The organism is Nocardia sp. NPDC005978, assembly GCF_040614455.1.
Lineage (GTDB): Bacteria > Actinomycetota > Actinomycetes > Mycobacteriales > Mycobacteriaceae > Nocardia.
The window spans coordinates 1-21,388 of record NZ_JBEXUS010000106.1 but is presented as its reverse complement, the minus strand read 5'-3'; the positions used below and the strand labels follow the sequence as shown (position 1 = coordinate 21,388).

Genomic DNA, 21,388 nt, shown 5'->3' with positions numbered 1-21,388 from the left:
AGGTAGTGCTTTGACCAGCCCCGAAGCTTCCGCGCACCTATCCGCGTTCTGGCAGACCTACGAGACCAGAATCGCGACCAAGATCCTGGCCGAGTTCTGCCACGAACGGTTCGTGCATCCGGTCGAGTTGACCCCCGGCGTCTACGTGCTGCACTCCGACGACGGCCTGACCGAATACGGTTTCCGCGCCGAGGTGCTGTCGCTGGACAGCTGGTGCATCGACGAGTCGTCGCTGCGCCGCACCCGCGACGGCGAGTCCGCGCGCATCGACGCCACCCAGCTCATCATCGATCTCAGCGGCTCCCTGGGCATTCCGCGCGACGCGCTGCCGGAATACCTCGAGGAGTTCACCAACACCCTGATCATGAGCGCGAATCGCCCCGACGAGCGGCGCATCGCGGCGGCGGAGCTGGCGGTCGCGGACTTCCAGACCATCGAGCGCACCATGACCGAGGGGCACCCGTGCATCGTGGCCAACGCCGGTCGCCTCGGTTTCAGCGCGCACGACGTGGAGAACTATGCGCCCGAATGGGGTTCGCGGTTCGCGCTGACCTGGGTCGCGGTCCGGCGCGAGCACTGTGAGTTCGCCGCGGTCGAGGGCGTGGACTACGACTCGGTCGTCGCCGCCGAACTGGGCGCGGACACCCTGGCCCGCTTCGGCGCGGTACTCACCGGGCGCGGCCTGGATCCGGCGAGCTACTACTACATGCCGGTGCACCCGTGGCAGTGGATCGAGAAGATCGCCCGCGTCTACGCCGTCGACATCGCCGAGCAGAAGATCGTGGAACTGGGCACCGGGCCGGACCTGTACCAGCCGCAGCAGTCCATCCGCACCCTGTTCAACACCACCCGGCCGGCCCGGCACTACGTGAAAATGGCGCTCTCCATTGTCAATATGGGGTTCACCCGCGGCATGTCCGCGGACTACATGCGCAACACCCCGCTGATCAACGACTGGATCCGCGGTCTGGTCAGCGGCGACGAATACCTGAAGTCGCTCGACTTCGACATGCTCTACGAGGTCGCGGCGATCGGCTACCGCAGCCCCAGCTTCACCGCCATCACCCAGCCCGGCTCGGAATACCGCAAGCTGCTGGCCGCGCTGTGGCGTGAGAGCCCGGTCCCGCTGGTGCGCGAGGGCGAACAGCTCACCACCATGGCCGCGCTGCTGCACGTGGACCACCACGGCGATCCGTTCGTGACGGCCGTCGTGCGCGAGTCGGGCCTCGAGGCCCGCGAGTGGCTGCACCGCTACCTGCGGTCCTACCTGCACCCGATCGTGTACCTGCTCTACAAGTACGAGCTCAAGTTCTCGCCCCACGGGGAGAACCTGATCCTGGTGCTGGACAAGGGCGTTCCGGTGCGCGCCATGCTCAAGGACCTCGGCGAGGAAGTGTCGATCTTCGGCGCGCCCGCCGATCTGCCCGAGTCCTGCCACCGCGCCCTCGCCGAGGCGACCGACGACATCCGCAACATGGGCGTGCTCTCGGACGTGTTCGACGACTTCCTGCGGCATCTCGCGGCGGTCTTCCACTCCAGCGGCCTGCTCGCCGACGAGGACTTCTGGGCCGTGGTCGCCGAGAGCGTGATCGGCTTCCAGGACCTGCACCCGGAGCTCGCCGAGCGCTTCGCCAAGTGGGACATGTTCGCGCCCACCTTCAAGGCCATTCACATGAACCGCCTGCAGCTGACCAACAACCGGCGCATGGTGAACCTCGGCGACTCGTACTCGACCCTGGTCGACGACGCGCACGAACTCGTGAATCCCATTGCCGCGCATCGGCCCGAGCCGCTGCTGCTGGAACTGCGGGACGAGGTGTCGGTCTCGTGAGCGAGTACACCCCGGACGTGGAGATCCTGCGCGACGCCCACGGCATCCCGCACATCACCGCGACCACCGCCGCGGGCGCGCTGTTCGGTCAGGGCCGGGCCTGCGGGCTCGACCGGGCCTGGCAGCTCGAGTTCCTGCGCCTGCGCGCGGAGGGCCGCACCGCCGAGGTCTTCGGCGCGGACACCGTCGGCTGGGACCGCTTCGCCCGCCGCGCCCAGCTGGAGGCCGCCGCCCGCCGCATCTACAACGCCTCCAGCCCGCGCACGCGAGAACTGGTGCGCGCCTACGTCGATGGCGTCAACAGCACCCTGGACACCGCCGAGGCGATCGAGCTCACCGGGCTCGACCACCGCCCCGCGCCGTGGCAGCCGTGGACGCCCATCGCGGTGTTCATCATCCACAACGTGCTCTTCGGCCGATTCCTCACCAAGCTCTGGCGGGTGCACGCGGTGCGCGCGCTCGGCCCGGCCGCGCTGGCGCTGTTCGACTGCGAGGGCGTGGACGACACCACCGTGAACGTGCCCGGGGTGCCGGACGAGGCGTTCCTGGCCGAGCTGCTGGAGCTGATCCCGGCCGTGGCAGCCGTCGCGCCCGCGCCCGAATCCTCCTTCGGCGACGCCATTTCCGGCAGCAATGCCTGGGGCGTGGCCGCCGCCCGCACCGAGACCGGCGCCCCGCTCATCGCGGGCGACCCGCACCGGTTCCTCGAACTGCCTGGCATCTACCAGCAGTTCCATTTGGCCGCACCGGAATTCGACGTGGTCGGCTTCTCGTTCGCCGGCGTTCCCGCGCTGCCGCATTTCAGCCACACCCGCACCGTCGCCTGGGGCATCACCAATGCCATGGGCGATTACCAGGACCTCTACGTCGAGAAGCTCACGCGGACCGCGGACGGCGTCCTGGCCGACACCGCTTCGGGCACACAGCCCGTCGCCACCCGGTTCGAGGAGATCCGGGTGCGCGGTGGCGAGCCGGTGCGCGTGGAGGTCATCACCACCGGCAACGGCGGGGTCGTCTTCGGCGGACCCGAGGAAGCCTTCGCGGTGAGCCTGCGCACCCCCATGCTCAGCGATCCGGACGTCACCTTCGACGCCGCCATCGACCTGCTGTTCGCCGCGAACGTCGGCGACGTCGAGCAGGCCCTGGCCGGCTGGTCCGAGCCGGTCAACCGCATCGTCATCGCCGACACCACCGGCAATCTCGCCCATCACGTCGTGGGTGCGATGCCGGACCGGGCCGACGAGAACTACTGGCTGCCCGTCCCGGGCTGGGACGCGCGCTATCAGTGGCGCGGCTACCGCCCCGCCTCGGTGCTCGACGAGTCCTTCGACGCCCGCGTCGAGGGTTACTCGGTCATCGCCAACCAGCGCATCGCCGACTCGAATCCCTTGCAGCCCATGACCACCGAGTGCGCGCCGGCCTCCCGGGCGGATCGCATCGACGCATTGCTGGCGGACGCCGCGAACGTCACCGCGGCGGACTGCGAGCGCATTCACGGCGACGTGCAGTTGGACGGGTCCGACGTGATCACCGAACTGCTGGGCGCGCTCACCGGGCTCGGCGCCGAGGCCGAGGCCGTGCGCACCCGCCTGGTGAACTGGGATCGCGCCATGCACGCCGACAGCACCGACGCCTACGTGTACGCCGAAGTGCGCGCGAACTTCGTGCGCGGCCTCACCGCCGCGCCCGCGCTCGCGGGTTTGGCTGCCCCGCACCCGTTCACGCCCACCTTCAACCCCTGGTTCATCGCGGGCACCCGCATCGGCGCGGCGCTGGACGCGGTCGTGGCCGGCGCGCCGGCCCTCGGGGTGGATGTCACCGCCGCGCTCACCGCCGCCGTGGAAGCGACCGCGGCCGCGCTCGCCACCCGGGAGCAGATCCCGACCTGGGGCAGCGTGCACCTGTTCGCGCCCATCCACGGTTTCGATCTGGTCGGGGCGGGCGTCAAGCATCCGGAACTGAACGCGGCCATCCGCCCGGCGATGCTGCCCCTGGGCGGCGACGCCGAGACCGTGTTCGCCAACGCCAGCGCCGTCGGCTTCTCGCACCTGTGCAGCGTCGGCTCGGCCGCCCGCTACGTCTGGAACCTGGACGATCGCGACGCGGGCCGCTGGATCGTGCCGCTGGGCGTCAGCGGCGCGCAGAGCTCGCCGCACTTCCAGGACCAGTCGCCGCTGTGGGCCCGCGGGGAGCTGATCGACATCGTCAGCGACTGGAAGATCCTGCGGGAGAACGCGACCGGGCACGAGGAGTTCGGCCGGGCGCCCGGCTCGGACGCCTTCGAACCGGTCACCCCGGTCACCGCCGCCTCGACGTTGGGAGCGCTATGAAATCGCAGACCGCCGCCCGCCTGGAGCTGCTCAAGCAGCGCCTGGCCGCCGCCGGACTGGCCGCCGAGGGCGCCGCCCCGGCCGCGAGCGCCACGCCCGTCGTGCCCGAGGGCACGCTCGGCGTCGCCGAGCGCCGCATGTGGAAGATCTACGGCTTCGACCCGGAATCGTTGTCGCACAACATCGGTCTCGTGCTGGACTTCGAGGGCGGCTACGGCCTGGAGGAGGTCATCGCCTCCTTCGAGACCATGGTCGAGCACGCGGCCGTGCTCGGCTCGCTCATCACCGTGGCCGAGGACGGCACGCCCCGCCGCGTGCGCACCGAGATTGCGGGCCGCTGGGCCGAGCCCGGTGCGGTCTGGGAGTGGGGCACCATCCCCGCTGCCGCGCAAGGGGATTCGGATATCCGGTCGGCCGCCGACACCTTCACCAAGTCGCCCTTCGACCTGACCCGCGAACCCCCGCTGCGTGCCCGCATCACCCGCGGCGCCGACGATCGGGTCACCGTGGCGCTGGTCGTGCACCACCTCGCGGTGGACGACACCTCGTGGCCGCTGCTGCTGGGCACCCTGGTCTCCGGCGCGTGGCCCGAGGCCGACGATCGCCCGGTCCGCTCGACCGCGCCGGTGACTCAGGACGATGTGGCCCGTGCCCTGGCACACGCCCAGAACACCTGGGCCGCCGAGGGTATCCGCTTCCCGCTGGACGGCACGCTGCCCGACATCAGCCCCGAGCAGAGCTGGCTCTCGCCCATGGACGAGAGCGCGGGCATCCGCTTCGAGCGGCCCGTCCCGGGCTCGGACATCGCCGCGCTCGAGGCCGTCGCCCGCGAGGTCGGCGCCACCCAGAACGCGCTGCTGATCGGCGTCTGCGCGCTCGGCGTCTACGGACTCACCGGTGAGGCCGACCACGTCCTGCTCATCCCGGCCGACAACCGCCGCCAGGGCGAAGGCCCGGCCACCGTCGGCTACACCGGCAACATCGTGCCGATGCGCTTTCGCTTCGACCCGGAATCGACCGTCCGCGAAGCCCTGCGCACCGCGGCCTCGGTCGTGTACGGCTCGATGGAATTCGCCGGGGTCGACTACGGGACCGTGCTCACCGCACTGCGCGGGGCCGGCGGCCGGTTCCCGGTCGCCGAGATCATGGCCTCGGTCCGCAATGCCCCGCTGCGCGGCATCCCGGTCCCACCGGACCGGACCGTCACCTGCGAGTCGGTGTTCCACGGGATCGGCAACTACCCGCTGACCCTGGCCTTCGAACTCGGGGCCGACGACAGCGTGCACCTGGAGATCGATCATCAGCCAGGTCCCGTCGACGACGCCCGCGCCCAGCGAGCCGCGGACATCACCACCGCACTCGTCGCGCGCATCCCCAGCGCACTGGATCTCCCACTCGCCGACCTGGTCGGCGCCGTGCGCGAACCCCAACTCGTATAACCGCCCTCGCCCGCCGGGCCCGCCACCCCCGGCATGCGCCCCCTCCCGCCGCACCGAACGTTATGAGGTCTCCCGTGTCACCTGAATTCGATTCCCCCTGGGACAGAGCGTCCAAGTTCGCCCAGCCCGGAACCGGCTGGACCGCGGTCGGCGGTGGGCTCGCGCAACTCGCCGCGGCCGTCGAAGGTCGGCACCACAACTCCCCGCTGCCCTCGGGTCAGCCCGCCGAGATGCTCGCCGCCGTCGCGGAATCCCTCGGCCCGGAGCAGATTCCGGCCGACGGCATCGGTGAGGCCGCCGCGCTGAACCACCTCGCGGACCTGATCGCCGCCTACGGCCTGGACCTCACGCACAAGCTCACCGCCGCGCACCTGCAGCCGCCGCCGCTGACCGTGGCCGTGGTCGCCGACGCGCTGGCCAGTGCCACCAATGCCTCGCTGGACACCTACGATTCGGGCCCGGCGACCCTGGGCATCGAGCAGTGGACCATCAAGGCGCTGGCCAAGCTGGCCGGTTTCACCGAGTCCGCCGGCGGCGTCTTCGGCCCGGGCGGTTCCTACTCGAACCTGCTCGCGCTGCTGGTCGCCCGCGACTACGGCGCCATGCAGAACGGTGTGGACATCCGCCAGAACGGCGTCAGCGCCCTGGCTCGTCCCGTGGTCCTGTGCTCGCGCGTCGCGCACTTCTCCATCCACCGCGCCTGCGCCGCACTGGGATTGGGTGAGGCCGCGGCCATTCCGATTCCGGTCGACGCCGATCACCGCATGATCCCCGAGGCCCTGGACGAGGTGCTCACCGAGCTGCGCGCCAGCCACACCCCGGTCGCCATCGTCGCCACCGCCGGCACCACCGACTTCGGTTCCATCGACCCGCTGCCGGAGATCGCGGACATCGCCGCCAAGCACGGCGTCTGGATGCACGTCGACGCCGCCTACGGCTTCGGCTCGCTGTTCTCCGACGAGCTGGCCCCGCTGCTGACCGGCATCGAGCGCGCCGACTCGATCACCCTGGACCTGCACAAGGTCGGCTGGCAGCCCGCCGCCGCCTCGGTGCTCCTGCTGGCCGATCAGCAGCGCTTCGCCTCGCTGAACCGCTCGGTCGCCTACCTGAACCCCGACGACGACGTGGAGGCCGGTTACGGCGGTCTGCTGGGCCAGACCCTGCAGACCACCCGCCGCCCCGACGTGCTCAAGGTCGCGGCCACCTTCCTGGCCTACGGCCGCAGCGGCATGGGCAAGATGCTGGACCAGTGCCACGAACTGGCCAAGTACGCCGAGGGCCGCATCGGCACCGAACTCCAGCTCGAGCTGGTCGCGCCGGTCACCCTGACCACGGTCGTATTCCGTTACCTGTGTGAGGATCTGGACCTGGACGCGGTCAACGGCGAGCTGCGGCGTCGCCTGATCAGCTCGGGCAAGGCCCTCATCGGCCGCACCCAGGTGCGCGTGCGGGGCGAGGGCGAGCCGCGCACCTGCGTCAAGCTGACCCTGCTGAACCCGGAGACCACCGAGCAGGACATCGACGAGCTGTTCGACGAACTGCTGCGCGTCGGTTTGGAAGTGGAGTCCGAAGGCTTGCAGAGCGTCGGCGACGAAATGGTGAAGGCCCATGAGTGAATTCGAAAAAGTAGACATCCTCGCGATCGGCGCGGGCCCGTTCAACATCGGGCTGGCGGCGATGGCGTCGACGGTCGACGACGTCGACATCCTCGTCGTCGACTCGGTGCCGGAATTCCGCTGGCACACCGGAATGATGTTCGAGGAAGCCAAGCTTCAGGTCAGCTTCCTCTCGGACGTGGTGTCGCTGGTCGATCCCACCCATCCCATGACGTTCCTGGCCTACCTGGCCGATGTGGACCGGCTGTACCCGTTCCTGGTGCGTGAGGACTTCTTCCCGACCCGCCGCGAGTACGAGGCGTACCTGCTGTGGGTGGTTCGCCGCCTGAACACCCTGCGCTTCGGCACCACCGTGAACTCGGTGGTGTGGAACGAGGAGCAGGGCCACTTCGAGGTCGCGGTGACCACGAACGGCGCGGTCTCGACCATCGTCGCCGGGCACGTGGTGGTCGGCGTCGGCACCGAGCCGACCATCCCGCCCGCGCTGGCGACCGCATCGCCCGCGCTGATCCACAGCTCGGAGTACCTGTTCAACCAGGAGGCCGCGCACAAGGCCGGTGCGGTGACCGTGATCGGCTCCGGGCAGTCCGGCGCGGAGATCGTCGTCGATCTGCTCGAGGCCAACCTGAACGGCGGCCCGGCCGTCCAGTGGTGGACGCGCACACCGTGGTTCGCGCCGCTGGACTTCACCAAGCTGTCGCTGGAGATGACCACCCCCGCGTACATGGACTACTTCCAGAGTCTGCCCGAGGAGACCCGGGACAAGGTGCGGGCCGGGCACTGGCAGTTCCACAAGGGCATCTCGACCGACACCCTGGCGCGACTGCACGATCTGCTCTACCGCCGCGAGCTCAAGGACAAGTTGCAGCCGGTTCGCCTGCGCAACGGCGTCGCGGTCGAGGGTCTGGACACCCTCGACGACGGCCGCCTGCGCATCCGCGGCCGGCACCGCGACACCGGCTCGCTGCTCGCGCACACCGCCGACATGGTCATCGCGGCCACCGGCTACAAGGCGCGCAGTCAGCACTTCCTGGCGCCGATCAACGAACTGCTGCACCGTGATTCGCAGGGCCGCCCGGTCGTGGCGAACAACCACTCGGTCGACGCCGACAACGGCCTGTCCGGAAAGCTGTTCCTGGCCAACGCCGAATCGCACGCCATCGGCGTCTCGGCGCCCAACCTGGACATCGGCGCGGTGCGCAACGCCAAGATCCTCAACAGCGTGGCCGGCCGCGAGGTCTACCGCCTGCAGCGCAACACCGCGTTCACCAGCTTCGGCGTCGGTGACGAGGAAGTGCTCGAATAGCACGCCGCACAGCCCCGCGGCGTGTGTCCCCACCTGCCGGATCCGGGTTCTCGGTGCGTAGCGTCGTGAACCCGCCCGGCAGCAAAAATCTTCAGCCCCAAGGAGTTACCTCATGTCCGACCAGATCACCGATGTGCTGAACAGCATTCTCGAAGAAGACCTCGATCTCTCGCTGGCCGACGTCACCCGCTCGTCCCTGCTGGTCGAGGACCTCGGCGTCGACTCGGTCGCCTTCGCCATCGGCGTGGTCGCCATCGAAGAGCGCCTCGGGGTCAAGCTGACCGAAAAGGAGATGTCCGAAGCGGCGTCCGTCGGCGACCTGGAAGACCTCATCCGGTCCAAGGTCGCCGCGTGAGCACCGCGGTCGTGACCGAGACCTACGACGAACTGCTCGCCCGCGTCTTCGACGAGCAGGTTGTGGCGTGGACCGAGAAGGCCGAGCAGGACAAGCGTTTTCCGCGCGAGCTGCTCGAGCACCTGGGCCGGGAAGGCGTGTTCGCCCGCAAGTGGGAGGACCGCAAGCTCACGGACCTCGGCAAGCATTTCGCCCTGGCCCAGCGCCTGGGCGCGCTGAACTCGGCGGGCATCGGCGTCGGTGTGAGCCTGCACGATTCGGCCATCGCCATCCTGCGCCGCTTCGCGCGCAACGACTTCCAGCGTGAGCTGGCGAACAAGGCGATCGACACCGAGGTGGTGCTGTGCATCGCGGCCTCGGAGGAATCCGGCGGCTCGGATCTGCAGATCGCGCGCACCATGATCGAGCCGGAGAACGGCGGCTACCGCGTCGTCGGGCACAAGAAGTTCGTCTCGCTCTCGCCGATCGCCGACTACATCGTCGTCGTGGGCCGCAGCGCCGGGGACGGCGAATCCGCCGATCACGGCAACGTGGCGCTGGTGCTCGTGCCGACCTCGCAGGTCGAGATCGCCACGCCCTACGAAAAGCTCGGCGCGGGTCCGCTGGACACCGCCGCGGTGACCATCGACACCTGGGTTCCGGAGGAGGCGCTCATCGCGCGCCCCGGCACCGGCCTGGCCATGATCAGCTGGGGCCTGGGCCACGAGCGTTTCTCGGTCGCCGGTCAGATCGCCGGGGCGTGCGAGGTCATGCTCGGGGTCACCCTGGCGCGCATGATGAACCGCACTCAGTTCGGCAAGCGCCTCTACGACCACCAGGCGCTGCGCCTGCGCGTCGCGGATCTGCAGGCGCGCGTGGACATGCTGCGCTACGCCCTGATCGGCGTCGCCACCGAGGGCAAGATCAACCTGCGCACCGCCGCCGCCCTCAAGGCCACCGCCGCGCACCTGGGGGAGGAGGTGGCCTCGGAATGCCTGCACATCTTCGGCGGCATCGGCTACCTCGACACCGGGCTGCCCATCAACCGCTGGTTCCGTGACATGAAGCTGGCGCGGGTCGGCGGCGGGACCGACGAGGTGCTGTGGGAGCTGGTCGCGGCCGCCATGAAGCCCGACCAGGAGCGTTACGACAAGATGTTCGAGAATCAGGTGGAACTGCCGTGAGTGATTCGGCCGCAAGCACTTCCGTGATCGAGCTGACCGGTCCGGACCACACCTACCTGCACCTGGACGGCAAGGGCCGCCCGATGCACTGGGCCATGGTGCTGGAGCTGGACACCGAGGGTGACCGGCTGACCGCCGCGCAGGTGCGCGCCCGGGTCGCCGAGCGCATCGGCCTGTTCGACCTGTTCCGGGTCGGTATCGCCGAAGGTCGCTGGCGCGCACCGCGAGTCGTGCTCGCGGAGAATCCGGACCTGGACCAGCACGTCGCCGGGGCCGACTACGCGACCCCCGAGGATCTGCGCCGCCGCCTGGCGAAGCTGCTGGAAACCCCGCTGGCCCGCCCGAACCCGCTGTGGCACCTCACGCTGTTCACCCCGAGCGGTGACGGTCCTCAGGTCGTCGCCCTGCGTGTGCACCATGCGCTGTCCGACGGCATCGCCGGTGCGGCCTTCGCCGCGCTGCTCGCCGACGGAACCCCCGACGAGCTCAAGGAATTCGAGCGCTTCGCCACCAGCCCGCGCTTCCGCACCCCGCCGATCGATCCCGAGGTGCTGAAGGAATCGAAGGCCGCGTTCGCCGAACAGCACGCCGGTGGGCGCAAGGGCCGCGGCTGGCCCAAGCTCACCAAGTCCGGCCGCCGCGAGGTCGCCCTGCTCAGCGTCTCCACCCGGGACCTGCGCCGCGCCGCCCGCAAGCACAACGCCTCGGTGCACGAGTTCGTGCTGGCCGCGATCGGAACCACGCTCAGCACCATCCCGCCGAGCACGGGCAAGCCGGCCGAGGTCATTCGCGTGACCCTGCCGGTGACCAACGATCCCGAGTTCCGGCACACCGGCAACGCGGTGCTGGTCTCCCCGCTGAACCTGCTCGGCAGCGAGACCGACATCGGCCGTCAGATCGAGCGCGCCCGTAGCGAATTGGCGACGATCGAGAAGCGCCGCCCGGAGCTGGCCTCGGCCATTCCCGACGGCGGCCCGCAGGCGCCGTGGCCCGTGCAGCGGCTCATCGCCAACGCGGCCATGGCCCACATGAGCCCCGATGTCCACATCGGCATCAACCCCGGCTTCTCCCGCATCCGCGAGGTGCTGGGCAAGCGCATCACCGAACTCACCGCCCTGTCGCCCCTGGCGGGCTACTCGTTCTCGGTGACCTCGCTGATCCTGGGCAAGAACACCTCGTTCGGCGTCGTCATCGACCCCGCCGCGCTGCCCCCGGGTTACGCCGAGAAGTTCGTAGAGCATTTCGAGCGCGTGCTGCGCGAAGAATCCCCGGCCGCGTGAACACGGAAGAGATGACACAGCAATGAGTAGAGTGACCGAGCTGCTGTTCGAGCAGCCCGCTTCCACCACCACCGGCCTCTGGAGCGGCAGCGATGTCGCCGAGCCGGTCCTGGCGACCTGGGAACAGGTGCGCGCCGAGGCCGCCCGCATCGCCGGTGGCCTGGCCGCCGCCGGGGTCGAGCACGGCAGCTCCATCGCCATCCTGGCCGGGGAGCCCCGCGACGTCGGGCCACTGGTGCAGGCGTCCTGGATGCGCGGTGCGGCGTACACGATGCTGCACCAGCCGACTCCCCGCACGAATCTCGAGGTCTGGCTCGAGGACACGCGCGCCGTGGTGGCGATGCTGGACGCCAAGGTCGTCGTGCTCGGTGAGCCGTTCACCGCGGCCGTCGGCGGTCTGGATCTGGGCGCGCCGATCGTCTCGATCGAGGCGCTGGCCGCGAACGAGCCGGTGGCGCACGTCGAGGTGGCCGAGGACGACATCGCGATCCTGCAGCTGACCTCCGGGACCACGGGTGTGCCCAAGGCCGTGGCGATCTCGCACGGCAACATCCACCAGAACCAGCTCGCCATGATCACCGCGGCGGGTTTCCGCCCCGATGACGTGGTGGTCAGCTGGCTGCCGCTGTACCACGACATGGGCATGATCGGCATGCTGCTGACCCCCATGCTCGCCCAGGCGACCGCAGTGATCACGACCCCCCTGGCGTTCCTCAAGAAGCCGCTGGCGTGGGCCGAGTACATCACGAAGTTCCGTGGAACCTTCACCGCCGCACCGAACTTCGCGTACTCCCTGCTGGCTCGTCGCCTCAAGCGCGCCGAGGCCGGTGCGTTCGACCTGTCGAGCATGCGGGTCGCGGTCAACGGCGCCGAGGCGATCGACGAGAGCACCCTGAACGAGTTCGTCACCGAGGCGGTGCGTTTCGGCCTGGCTCGCGAGGTGATCATGCCCGCCTACGGGATGGCCGAGACCACCCTCGCGGTGTCCTTCGCCGCCGTCGACGAGGTGTTCACCGTCGATCAGATCGACGGTGAGGGCTCCGAGCGTGATGGTGTGGTGCGCCGCGAGGGCGTCGAGAACGGCCGCGCGCTGGCCAAACTCGGCCCCCCGGTCCCCGGCATCGAGCTGCGCGTGGTCGATGATTCGGGCCAGGTCCTGGGCGCCGATCGCATCGGCACCCTGCTGGTGCGCGGCGACGCGGTCACCAAGCGGTACCTGACCCAGGAGGGTTACACCTCGGCGATCGACGAGGACGGCTGGCTCTCGACCGGCGACCTCGGCTACGTGACCCCCGACGGCCAGGTCGTCGTCACCGGCCGCAAGAAGGACGTCATCATCGTCGCGGGCCGCAACATCGCCCCCACGGTCGTCGAACGCGCCGCGGGTGGCGTGTCTGGCGTGCGGCCCGGAGGCGTTGCGGCCGTTGGCGTTCGCCTGCCGTCGATGGCTCGTGAAGGCATCGCGGTCATCGTCGAGTCCGACGCGGCCGACAACGCCGACGAGGCCGAGCGGATTCGCAAGGAGGTGGCCCGCGCGGTCTATGACGATGTGGGCATCGCCCCCGCCGTCGTCACCATCGTGACGAAGGGCTCGCTCCCGAAGACGCCGTCCGGCAAGCTCCGCCGGTCGCTGGCGACGAGTTTGATCCCGGCCTGAGTTCACGAGGTCGGTCGCGGTGGGCCGGGTCGGAAATCCGACCCGGCCCATTGGTGTATTCGGGTGGGTGATTGGTCTGAATTGCGTTGTATCGCAATGGAATTGGGCTATTCGTGCTTGCTATGAAGGAGTAGAATAGTGGTATGAATTCGGGAAGGGAAACCACGAACGCGCCGAGTGCACACGCACTCGCTGCCGCGGTGGAAGACCTGCTCGAATCGTCGATGTATTCGATGGATGATGACGCGTATATCGAGTTCATTCAGCACCTGGAAACCAGCTTCCGCAAACTCGACGCTGTGAAGCAGCGGTGCGCGCTCGAGTCTGTCGCGCGGGGGTTGCCCGCTCGGGCGGGGGTGAAGAGCCCGATTCTGTTCCTGCAGGAGACATTGCGCCTGTCCTACGCCGAGGCTGCTACCCGGGTGCGTAACGCTGATCTGCTGTCCACGGTGTCCGAGGGTTCGATGACCCGGCCGCCGGTGCTGCCACATGTGGCCGAAGCGCAGCGGGCCGGGGAGATCTCCGCCGACCACATCAAAGCTATCAACGATGCGCTGAAACAGATTCCCGACGCTGCCGGTCCCGAGGTCAAAGAGCGTGCCGAACAGCACCTCACCGCGTACGCACGCCAAGGTGACCCGAAAGGCGTGACCACGCTCGGGGTCCGGATTCTGGCCAATGTCGATCCCGATGGGCGGTTGATCGAGGACCGGGACCGGCAGCGGGTACGTGGTATCAAGATCGGGAACCAGCGGATCGATGGCATGTACCCGATCACCGGGTTGCTGACCCCGCAGTTGGGTGCGGTCATGAAACCGATGTTCGAGAAGTTCGGGCGCCCCGGCATGTGCAACCCTGATGATCCCGAAAGCCCTTGGACCACCGCAGAACTCGGGCTCGATACCGAACTCGACGACGGCGACGACACCGGTGACGTCGATGTGGACGACCCGTCGTTGACCCCGGCCGAGCGTGCCCGGGCCGCTGTTCGCGCGAAGCTCCGCGCGGCTGCCAAAAAGGACCATCGCACCGCCGAGCAGCGCAACCACGATGCCCTGATGGTGTTCTTCCGCCCGGACATGGGCCCCACGCGACTGGGATCGCATCGCGGACTTCCTGTCTCGACGATCATCACCATGAGCATCGACGACCTCGAGAAGCGTGCGGGCGTGGCGACCACCGCGACCGGTGGCACTATGTCGATCACCCAGGCCCTCCAGGTGGCCAGGAATTCGACCCCGTATCTGGTGGTGCTCGACCGCAACGGCCGACCCCTGCACCTGTCCCGCGGCCAGCGCCTCGCCAACCCGGCACAACGGCTCGCGTTGACCGCGACCGAGCGCGGGTGCACGCGCCCGGGATGCGACGCGCCAGCGAGCCGCTCCGCCGTACACCACATCAAGGAATGGGCCGATGGCGGCGAAACGGACATCGAGAACCTGACTTTCGCGTGCGACGCCTGCCACGCCCAGGTCAACTCTGGCCCGAACGGCTGGAAAACGATCGTCATGCCTGATGATTCGGAGCATCCGGGCAAGACCGGGTGGATACCCCCACCGCATATCGACCCCGCTCGCAGACCGCGCGTGAACTTCCGTCATCACCCGCGTGTGTCGAGTCCTTCAGGGGTTCCGGGTATCCCAGCGCGGCGACTCTGCTAGAGCGCTGCCCTGTAGCCGGAACCGAATCCCCAAAGACCAAACCCAAAGAGCGGCATCGGTGTTCACTCCAGTGGCCGACGTAGCCGAGACCCACACGCGCCGTGCGTCTTCCGGCGGGGTTCGGGAGGACAAGCAAGTACAACGAGGCAGTGCTGGTCACTTCGCCTGCCGTACCCGACTTCGGCTCCCCGGTTGGGAGCGCTTTCGCCCTCTCAGCGTGGCTGGATGGCCGTGGGAACCTTCTCGAGACTTACAGACACAAGATCCGTCATCGTTGAATGCTGGTACTGCCTTAGAGGGTGATTGTGGTGAGCGGTAATCCATTTGGCGGTTGGTTGTACCCCCACCGGTGGTGGATCCCGTTTATCGGCCCGGTAGGGCTGGTACCGCCGTCGAGGCTCCCAACCCGGCCACGCTGGTCCTCCGTTATCCAGGCGTCTTTCCCCAGCCAGGCACCCAACCGAAGTCGAGGCACCCAACCCGCCCCCGCTGGCACTCCGCTATCCAGTTGTCTTTCCTGCGGTAGGGCACCCAACGCGACGATCCCCTCCCACCTACAGCAAAATGGCCCCCGCAGCCCCGCTGCGAGGGCCACGTGCCCTACCTACCCCCACTCAACCCGATCACCGCCGCTGCTCCGCCGCATGCCGATACCCCCGAACCGCAAGCGGCCCGAAAGCAACGATCAACCCAACGGCCCAGAGCACTGTGATAGCAAGAGGTTTGGCAACCGCCCCACCCTCGGTCAATCCCCGAATAGCATCGATCGCCGGCGTCATCGGCTGATGCCGCACCACCGGCTGCAACCAGCCCGGATACTCGGTAACCGGCGCGAACCCGCTGTTGAAGAACAACAGCAGCAGAAACAGTCCTCCCAACTGCTGCACCGCCTGTTTGCCCGAAGCGACTGTCGCCATGGCGATCACCGGCACCGCGATACCGATGGCGAAGATCATCGGAACGAGGATCGCGCCCAGCGCGGCCAGCACGCCGTGCTCGAAACGGAAGCCCAGCGGGATGGCAACCAGGAACAGGATGATCGTCGCGGGCCCGGTGCGCAGGGCCTCTGCGAGCAGCCGCCCCGCGATGAAACCGGCGCGCGGAACCGGGAGCGTCCAGGTGCGCGCGAGCAGACCGGTATCCCGCTCCTGAATGAGGGTGATGGCGGTGGCAAGCGTGCCGAAGAGCGCGCCGACGAGCGCGACGAGTCCGGCATTGCCGTACACGCTGTCGCCGCCACCCATGGAGGTGACGGTTTTACCCAGTACCAGCTGGAACATCAGCAGCATGAAAGCCGGAAAGACCATGGATTGCACGATGATTCCGGGATCCCGGGACCACGAGCGCAGTAGTGCGCTCGCGTGCACCAGGGATTGGCGCACCAGGGACACCGAGTGCCGGGCGGGCCACGTCGATGCGGTGGGCGTGGTCGTGGTCTGGGTCATCGGCCCACCTGTGCTCGGCCCGCGGCCGTGATCGCGAGCAGGCCCGCGGAGAGGAGTCCGGCCGACCACAGCAGGGCGGCGGTCAAGTCGGGATCGGTGCCCGCGGCCAGTCCGCGCAGGGCGTCGGCGAATGCCGAGAGCGGCTGGTTGCGGACGAAGGGCTGAATCCAGTCCGGAAAGCCCGCGGCCGGAACGAGTCCGGTGGAGGCCATAACCAGGATCAGCTGCGGAATCATGAGGATACTGGCCACCGAGACCGAGTTTCGCGCCACCGTGCCGACGGCGTCGGTGAGCATGCTCAGGGCCAAACCGAAGACCACGACCAGGGCGATGAAAGCCGCGGTGTCGATCGCTGAACCGTGGAAGCGGAAGTCCAGGCTGTACCCGATTCCCACACCGCCGGCCAGGGCCAGCAGCATGCGCACGATCACCCAGGCCATTCGGCCCAGGAATGGCGTGATGCGGGGGATGGGCAGGGACATCATGCGCTCGTGCACTCCGGCGCGAGCGTCGTGCCCGGCGACTTCGGTGGCGCTGATGGCGGTGAACAGTCCGGCCTGCAACAGGATGATGGGCGTGAGGAATTGCGCGTAGTGCCCGCCGCCGAGTTCGAATTGGCGATGCAGTGGCACATAGAAGCAGACGAAGAACACCACGGGGCCGAAGACGGCGAAAATGCCGTCACCGGAACGGATTGCGGCGAGAATCTTCTGCCGGGCCAGGGTCGCGGTCGCGGTTCCCAGGCCGACCGAGGCGCGCGCGATCGTGCCCGCTCGCGTGACGGTGGCGGGTTCGGCGGTAAGAGTGGACATCAGCGCGACTCCGTGAGCTGGAGGAATACCTCGTCCAGGGAGGGCTGTCGCAATCCGATGTCGACGACATCGATGTTCGCGCCGCGCAGGCGAGTGATGACCTCGGACACCGTGGCCATGCCCTCGGGCGCGCGCACGACCAGTCGTGGATGCGCTGCCGCGCCGGATGCTGTTCCCTCGGAAGGTGATTCGACGATTTCCAAGCCCTCGAGCAGCGCGAGGGTGCGTTCGGTGTCCGAGCGCTCGATGAGCGTCACTTCGCACACGGCCGCACCGATTTGCTGCTTGAGTTGTCCCGGTGTGCCCGCCGCGACCACGGTGCCCTGATTGAGCATGACGATGTGGTCCGCGAGCCGGTCCGCTTCCTCCAGGTACTGCGTGGTCAGCAGCACCGTGATGCCCTCGGCGCGCAGTCCGGTGACGGTGTCCCACACCGAGGCTCGGCTGCGCGGGTCCAGGCCCGTGGTCGGCTCGTCGAGGAACAGGACTTCGGGTCGGGTCACCAGTGCGCTCGCGATGTCCACTCGGCGCTGCATGCCGCCCGAGAGTGCGCTCACGCGCCGATCGCGTACCGCGCCCAGATCGAATTGCTCGACCAGTTCGTCGATTCGGGTCTTCAGCGCGTGTCCGCGCAGGCCCGTGAGCTTGCCGAAGACCGCGAGGTTCTCCACCGCGGTCAGTCCACCATCGAGTGCGGCGTATTGCCCGGTGAGAGAGACGAGTTCGCGCACGCGCGCGGCATCGGCCACCACATCGTGACCGCAGATGCGGGCGATGCCGGAGGTCGGCCGCTGCAGGGTGGACAGCATGGTGACCGTGGTGGTCTTGCCGCTGCCGTTGGGGCCGAGCAGGCCCAGCACCTCGCCCGGGGCCACCTCGAACGATATTCCCCCGAGTGCCTTGACTTCTCCGTAGGCCTTGACCAGGTCGCCGACCTCGATTGCCGGCGTCGTCCCCTGAATGCCGCGCTCCGCCCCCGGTGTACCGGCGTCCGGCGAGGTCACGACGCCCGCGCCACGGTCGGCACGAACCGCGGTAGGGCGTTCGGTGAATGGATCCTCATCGGCATGTCGATTCCCTCCTCGTGAGCCCCGTTCGGGACTCGATTCTTGTTAGGCAAGGCTAGACTAACCAATCAGTGCGTGCTGTGACCCGGCTCTCCATGGGTCACCCAGGTTGGAGGCCCTCACATGCGGCGATGGGTACTCCACTTAGGATTGACTTACCTAAGTCCCTTGGTTAGCGTGATGCTTGCCCGCTCGAGCTACGCCCCGCGATCGCTCCACCGCGCGGGTGAGTGCCGCTCTCGCGTTCGTGCTCGTTTCGCGAACGCCCCTGCGGCGCATCGTTTTCGCTCGCCGTCCAGAAGGGCTGTCATGCCAAAATTCATCAAGGTCGCCATGGTGGCCATTGCCGCCGCCATCCTCGGACTCGGCTTCGCGCAGCCGGCCTCGGCTGACATCTCCATTCGCGATTCCCAGGCTTCGGACCTCTACCTGCGCGATGGCACGCCGAGCCTGCACCAGATCGAGAAGGCCTTCGCCGCGTTCTGGAACCCGAACATCGGCATCGATCCCAAGATCGAGGTGAGCTACAACGGCGCGGGCGCGCGTCCCGCGCTCGAGCGGGTCATGCAGGCGAGCACCAGCTATGACTTCTTCTCCATCCAGGGTCGCGCGATCGGACCGGTTCAGGTGTCCGGCGACAGCCTCTCGGTCACGGTCGAGGGTCTGATGGCGGGCTTCCCGGCCACCAGCACGAAGTACCACTTCCTGCGCGATGGCGGCCTCTGGAAGTTCGATTGGAAGGCCACCTGCGCGGAGATGCAGTGCTCGGGCAATCCGAGCTTCGGCTACTGAGCCACCTGATCCAGGCACGTCGGAGCGACCCCCCGAATGCGATTCTTCCGGGGGGTCGCTTCGTGTGTGGAGCCATACGGAAGTGAATTCGACTGTGCGACAGTTACTCAGGACCGCGTCATGATCGGCGTGCGCGGCATTACCAAACGTTTCGGCGATACCGTGGCGGTGGACGAGGTGTCCTTCGATGCCGAAGCGGGCGGGATCACCTACCTGCTCGGGCCGAACGGCGCGGGCAAGACCACCGTCATGCGAATGATCGCCGGGCTGGCGCGGCCGAGTGCGGGCGTGATCACCGTCAATGGCCGGTCACTGCGGGATTACCCGAATACCCTGCGCGAGATCGGGTTCGGACTCGGGGCGTTCGCGCGCAATCCCGATCACACCGCCACCCAGCATCTGCTGTGGCAGGCGCGGCTGGGCGGGCTGCCCAAGTCGGTCGTGGCTCCCGCGCTGGAACGCGTGGGGCTGGAAGGGGTGGCGAAGCGGACCGTCGGCGGCTTCTCCTACGGCATGCTGCAGCGGCTCGGCATCGCGTCCGCGCTGCTGGGTGATCCCAAGACGGTCGTGCTGGACGAGCCCGCCAATGGTCTGGACGTCGAGGGCATTCTGTGGCTGCGGGAGCTGGTCTCCGGACTGGCGGCCGAGGGCAAATGCCTGCTCGTGGCCTCGCACAATCTGACCGAGGTCGAAATCACCGGAACGAGGGTCGTCATCATGGGCAGGGGCACGGTGCTGTCCGATACGACCAAGGATGATCTGGTCGCCAAGGGCACCGGCCCGCGCAGGCTGGAGTCGGCATACATCGAGATCACCCGCGGCAGTGTGCAGTACACCGCGACGGGAGGTGCTCGGTAATGGTGGTCACCTATCTGGCGCAGTCTGTGCGCAGTGAAGCCGCCAAGCTCTCGCGGCGCAGTTCGCTCTGGTACGCGGTGGTTCCGCTGGCCCTGGTGATTCCGGTGGCGATCAACTTCGGCATCGCCAAGGCGACCGAGTCGAATACCTTCCGCGGTGCGGGCGGCATGCACACCAACAATGCCGCCTACTGGATCCTGATCTTCTCCACCTTCATCCTGATGTCCGGCGGCGTGACGTCGCTGTGCGCGGAGGTCAAGGACCGTACGATCGAGACGGCCTTCGCGATCCAGCCCCGCCGCTGGCTGCTCCCCGTCGCGAAACTGATTGTCTTCGGTGCCGTTTCCGCTGTCACGTCCTTCGCCGCGACGTTCATCATGCTCGGCGGCTTCCCCCGCCTGTTCCCCGAGATCTGGGGCAAGGTGGACGCCTTCTCCGGCGATGGGATCCGCCTGCTGATCTGCGTCCCCCTCTTCGCGGTGCTCGTCACCGCCCTGGGCCTCGGCGTCTCGGCCCTGCTCCCCAAGCCTGGCCTGGTGGTCATGGCGGTCCTGCTCTGGAAGTTCGGCGTGGAGGTCTTCGTGACCCTGATCCCCGGCGACCCGGGCCTGCTCCTGCAACGCCTGTCGCCCTTCAAGAACGGCGAGCTCGGCGTAGGCCAGCTCTCGACCATCGAAAGCTATTTCGGCGGCCAGAACGGCTCCCTGGCCTACTTCGCCATCCTCTGCGTGCTGATCTTCGCCTTCGGCACGGTCCGCCTCTCCCTGTCGGACACCAAGAACACCTGACCCGCTGCTCTCCCGCTCTGGCAGAATCCGGCGCGGGAGAGCGCCGCGGTGAATCGGGAGTGGTATGGGTCTTGTCGGCCGGCGGAAATACGCGCTGATCGGTGACGAGGAGGCCGACCACTGGGCGCATATCTCGGAGGTTCGGGGGCTCTTCGCGGCTCCGGATGACGAGAGCGGCTGGGCCCTGGAGCTTTTGGGTTGTGCGGTCGAGGGAAAGCTGCTGGCCGCAACCGAGCACGTGGGTCGTCGCCGCGCCTACGCCGGTCCCGCCTGGCTCGAGCTGATCGGAACTGAAGATACGGCCATCGGGTCGTACTTCGTCGGTCCCACGACGGTCACGAGTGTGCGGGCCTCCGCCGCAGGCCCCGGTCTGCTCGATATCGGTGTCACGGTGGACCGCGGCGCGGTGCGGGGCACGGAATGGGTATGGGATCTGGTTCGCGCGGGCCGGTTGAACCGTCCCGGGCTCTGGTACGGACTCGACGCCAGAGGCAAGCAAGCCTGGCTTTCGGTTGCCTTGACGCGGAGTGGATTTCAGGATCGCGACGTTTCGGATGCACCGGCGAATGAGGTGTACACGCTCGTCGGGGACGCGGTCACCGATATCGATGGCTTCTATTGCGCGCTGGGCGAGGCGATCAACGGTCCGGGCGGCTATTTCGGTTGGAATCTCGATGCCCTGGCGGACTGCCTGTGCGGCGGATTCGGTGCCACCTGGCCGTTCACGCTGCGATGGACGCGGTTCGAGGTGGCGGACGCGCATCGTGCGATGGCCGGTGATTCGGGACCGGACTGGGTTGCGGTGGTGCTCGATCTGTTCCAGGAGCAAGGAATTCGAGTAATCCGCGAGTAGCAGGTCAACCGCCCGGAGAAGCCGCAGCCAACGAGTGCGCCCGCCGAAACCAGAGGGTTTCGGCGGGCGCACACGGGTGTTGTGGGGCTCAGCCCAGGTCGGCGGTGGCCAGGCGCCCGCCGGCGGCAGCGCGCT

Annotated in this window: 17 protein-coding genes; 14 read left to right on the top strand and 3 right to left on the bottom strand. The window is 68.2% G+C overall.

The window, feature by feature from the left end; all coding sequences use genetic code 11:
• The first annotated feature begins 10 nt into the window (after positions 1-10).
• From ABZ319_RS32630 to ABZ319_RS32585, 10 genes are all read left to right on the top strand, one after another.
• The gene (locus ABZ319_RS32630; RefSeq protein WP_354990387.1) at positions 11-1,831 is read left to right on the top strand and encodes an IucA/IucC family protein; all 1,821 of its coding nucleotides are present in this window, start codon (positions 11-13) and stop codon (positions 1,829-1,831) included.
• Entirely contained in the window at positions 1,828-4,161 is a 2,334-nt protein-coding gene (locus tag ABZ319_RS32625; protein WP_354990386.1) for a penicillin acylase family protein, read from the top strand. The genes ABZ319_RS32630 and ABZ319_RS32625 overlap by 4 nt, the downstream gene beginning before the upstream one ends.
• Positions 4,158-5,600 (top strand): condensation domain-containing protein, encoded by a 1,443-nt coding sequence (locus ABZ319_RS32620; protein ID WP_354990385.1) that lies wholly within the window; start codon positions 4,158-4,160, stop codon positions 5,598-5,600. Before ABZ319_RS32625 ends, ABZ319_RS32620 begins: the two co-directional genes overlap by 4 nt.
• 62 nt (positions 5,601-5,662) lie before the next feature.
• Positions 5,663-7,216: a pyridoxal-dependent decarboxylase gene (locus ABZ319_RS32615; protein WP_354990384.1), complete on the top strand. Its 1,554-nt coding sequence runs from the start codon at positions 5,663-5,665 to the stop codon at positions 7,214-7,216.
• On the top strand, positions 7,209-8,522 hold the full coding sequence (locus tag ABZ319_RS32610) for a SidA/IucD/PvdA family monooxygenase (RefSeq protein ID WP_354990383.1): 1,314 nt from the start codon (positions 7,209-7,211) through the stop codon (positions 8,520-8,522). The genes ABZ319_RS32615 and ABZ319_RS32610 overlap by 8 nt, the downstream gene beginning before the upstream one ends.
• 112 nt (positions 8,523-8,634) lie before the next feature.
• Entirely contained in the window at positions 8,635-8,877 is a 243-nt protein-coding gene (locus ABZ319_RS32605) for an acyl carrier protein (protein WP_354990382.1), read from the top strand.
• Positions 8,874-10,040: an acyl-CoA dehydrogenase family protein gene (locus ABZ319_RS32600; RefSeq protein ID WP_354990381.1), complete on the top strand. Its 1,167-nt coding sequence runs from the start codon at positions 8,874-8,876 to the stop codon at positions 10,038-10,040. Before ABZ319_RS32605 ends, ABZ319_RS32600 begins: the two co-directional genes overlap by 4 nt.
• On the top strand, positions 10,037-11,320 hold the full coding sequence (locus ABZ319_RS32595; RefSeq protein ID WP_354990380.1) for a wax ester/triacylglycerol synthase domain-containing protein: 1,284 nt from the start codon (positions 10,037-10,039) through the stop codon (positions 11,318-11,320). Before ABZ319_RS32600 ends, ABZ319_RS32595 begins: the two co-directional genes overlap by 4 nt.
• Before the next feature lie 22 nt (positions 11,321-11,342).
• Positions 11,343-12,977: a fatty acyl-AMP ligase gene (locus tag ABZ319_RS32590; protein WP_354990379.1), complete on the top strand. Its 1,635-nt coding sequence runs from the start codon at positions 11,343-11,345 to the stop codon at positions 12,975-12,977.
• Positions 12,978-13,120: 143 nt separating this feature from the next.
• Positions 13,121-14,638, top strand: a complete 1,518-nt coding sequence (locus ABZ319_RS32585) for a DUF222 domain-containing protein (protein WP_354990378.1) — start codon at positions 13,121-13,123, stop codon at positions 14,636-14,638.
• Positions 14,639-15,261: 623 nt separating this feature from the next.
• Here ABZ319_RS32585 and ABZ319_RS32580 read toward each other — a convergent pair.
• From ABZ319_RS32580 to ABZ319_RS32570, 3 genes are read right to left on the bottom strand one after another with little or no spacing between them, the layout of a single operon-like run.
• Positions 15,262-16,083: an ABC transporter permease gene (locus ABZ319_RS32580; protein ID WP_354990377.1), complete on the bottom strand. Its 822-nt coding sequence runs from the start codon at positions 16,081-16,083 to the stop codon at positions 15,262-15,264.
• Positions 16,080-16,895 (bottom strand): ABC transporter permease, encoded by an 816-nt coding sequence (locus ABZ319_RS32575; RefSeq protein ID WP_354990376.1) that lies wholly within the window; start codon positions 16,893-16,895, stop codon positions 16,080-16,082. The genes ABZ319_RS32580 and ABZ319_RS32575 overlap by 4 nt, the downstream gene beginning before the upstream one ends.
• Positions 16,895-17,899 carry an ATP-binding cassette domain-containing protein gene (locus tag ABZ319_RS32570; protein WP_354990375.1) on the bottom strand — a complete coding sequence of 335 codons (1,005 nt, stop codon included), beginning with the start codon at positions 17,897-17,899 and terminating at the stop codon, positions 16,895-16,897. Before ABZ319_RS32570 ends, ABZ319_RS32575 begins: the two co-directional genes overlap by 1 nt.
• Before the next feature lie 372 nt (positions 17,900-18,271).
• On the opposite strand from ABZ319_RS32570, the gene ABZ319_RS32565 reads away from it, so the two are divergent.
• From ABZ319_RS32565 to ABZ319_RS32550, 4 genes are all read left to right on the top strand, one after another.
• Positions 18,272-18,754 (top strand): hypothetical protein, encoded by a 483-nt coding sequence (locus ABZ319_RS32565; protein ID WP_354990374.1) that lies wholly within the window; start codon positions 18,272-18,274, stop codon positions 18,752-18,754.
• A 120-nt stretch (positions 18,755-18,874) separates the two neighbouring features.
• Complete coding sequence (locus tag ABZ319_RS32560; RefSeq protein ID WP_354990373.1) at positions 18,875-19,612, top strand: ATP-binding cassette domain-containing protein; 738 nt, start codon at positions 18,875-18,877, stop codon at positions 19,610-19,612.
• Positions 19,612-20,400 carry an ABC transporter permease gene (locus tag ABZ319_RS32555; protein ID WP_354990372.1) on the top strand — a complete coding sequence of 263 codons (789 nt, stop codon included), beginning with the start codon at positions 19,612-19,614 and terminating at the stop codon, positions 20,398-20,400. Before ABZ319_RS32560 ends, ABZ319_RS32555 begins: the two co-directional genes overlap by 1 nt.
• A 571-nt stretch (positions 20,401-20,971) precedes the next feature.
• Positions 20,972-21,253, top strand: coding sequence for a barstar family protein (locus ABZ319_RS32550; protein WP_354990392.1), 282 nt, complete (start codon positions 20,972-20,974; stop codon positions 21,251-21,253).
• Positions 21,254-21,388 lie beyond the last annotated feature (135 nt).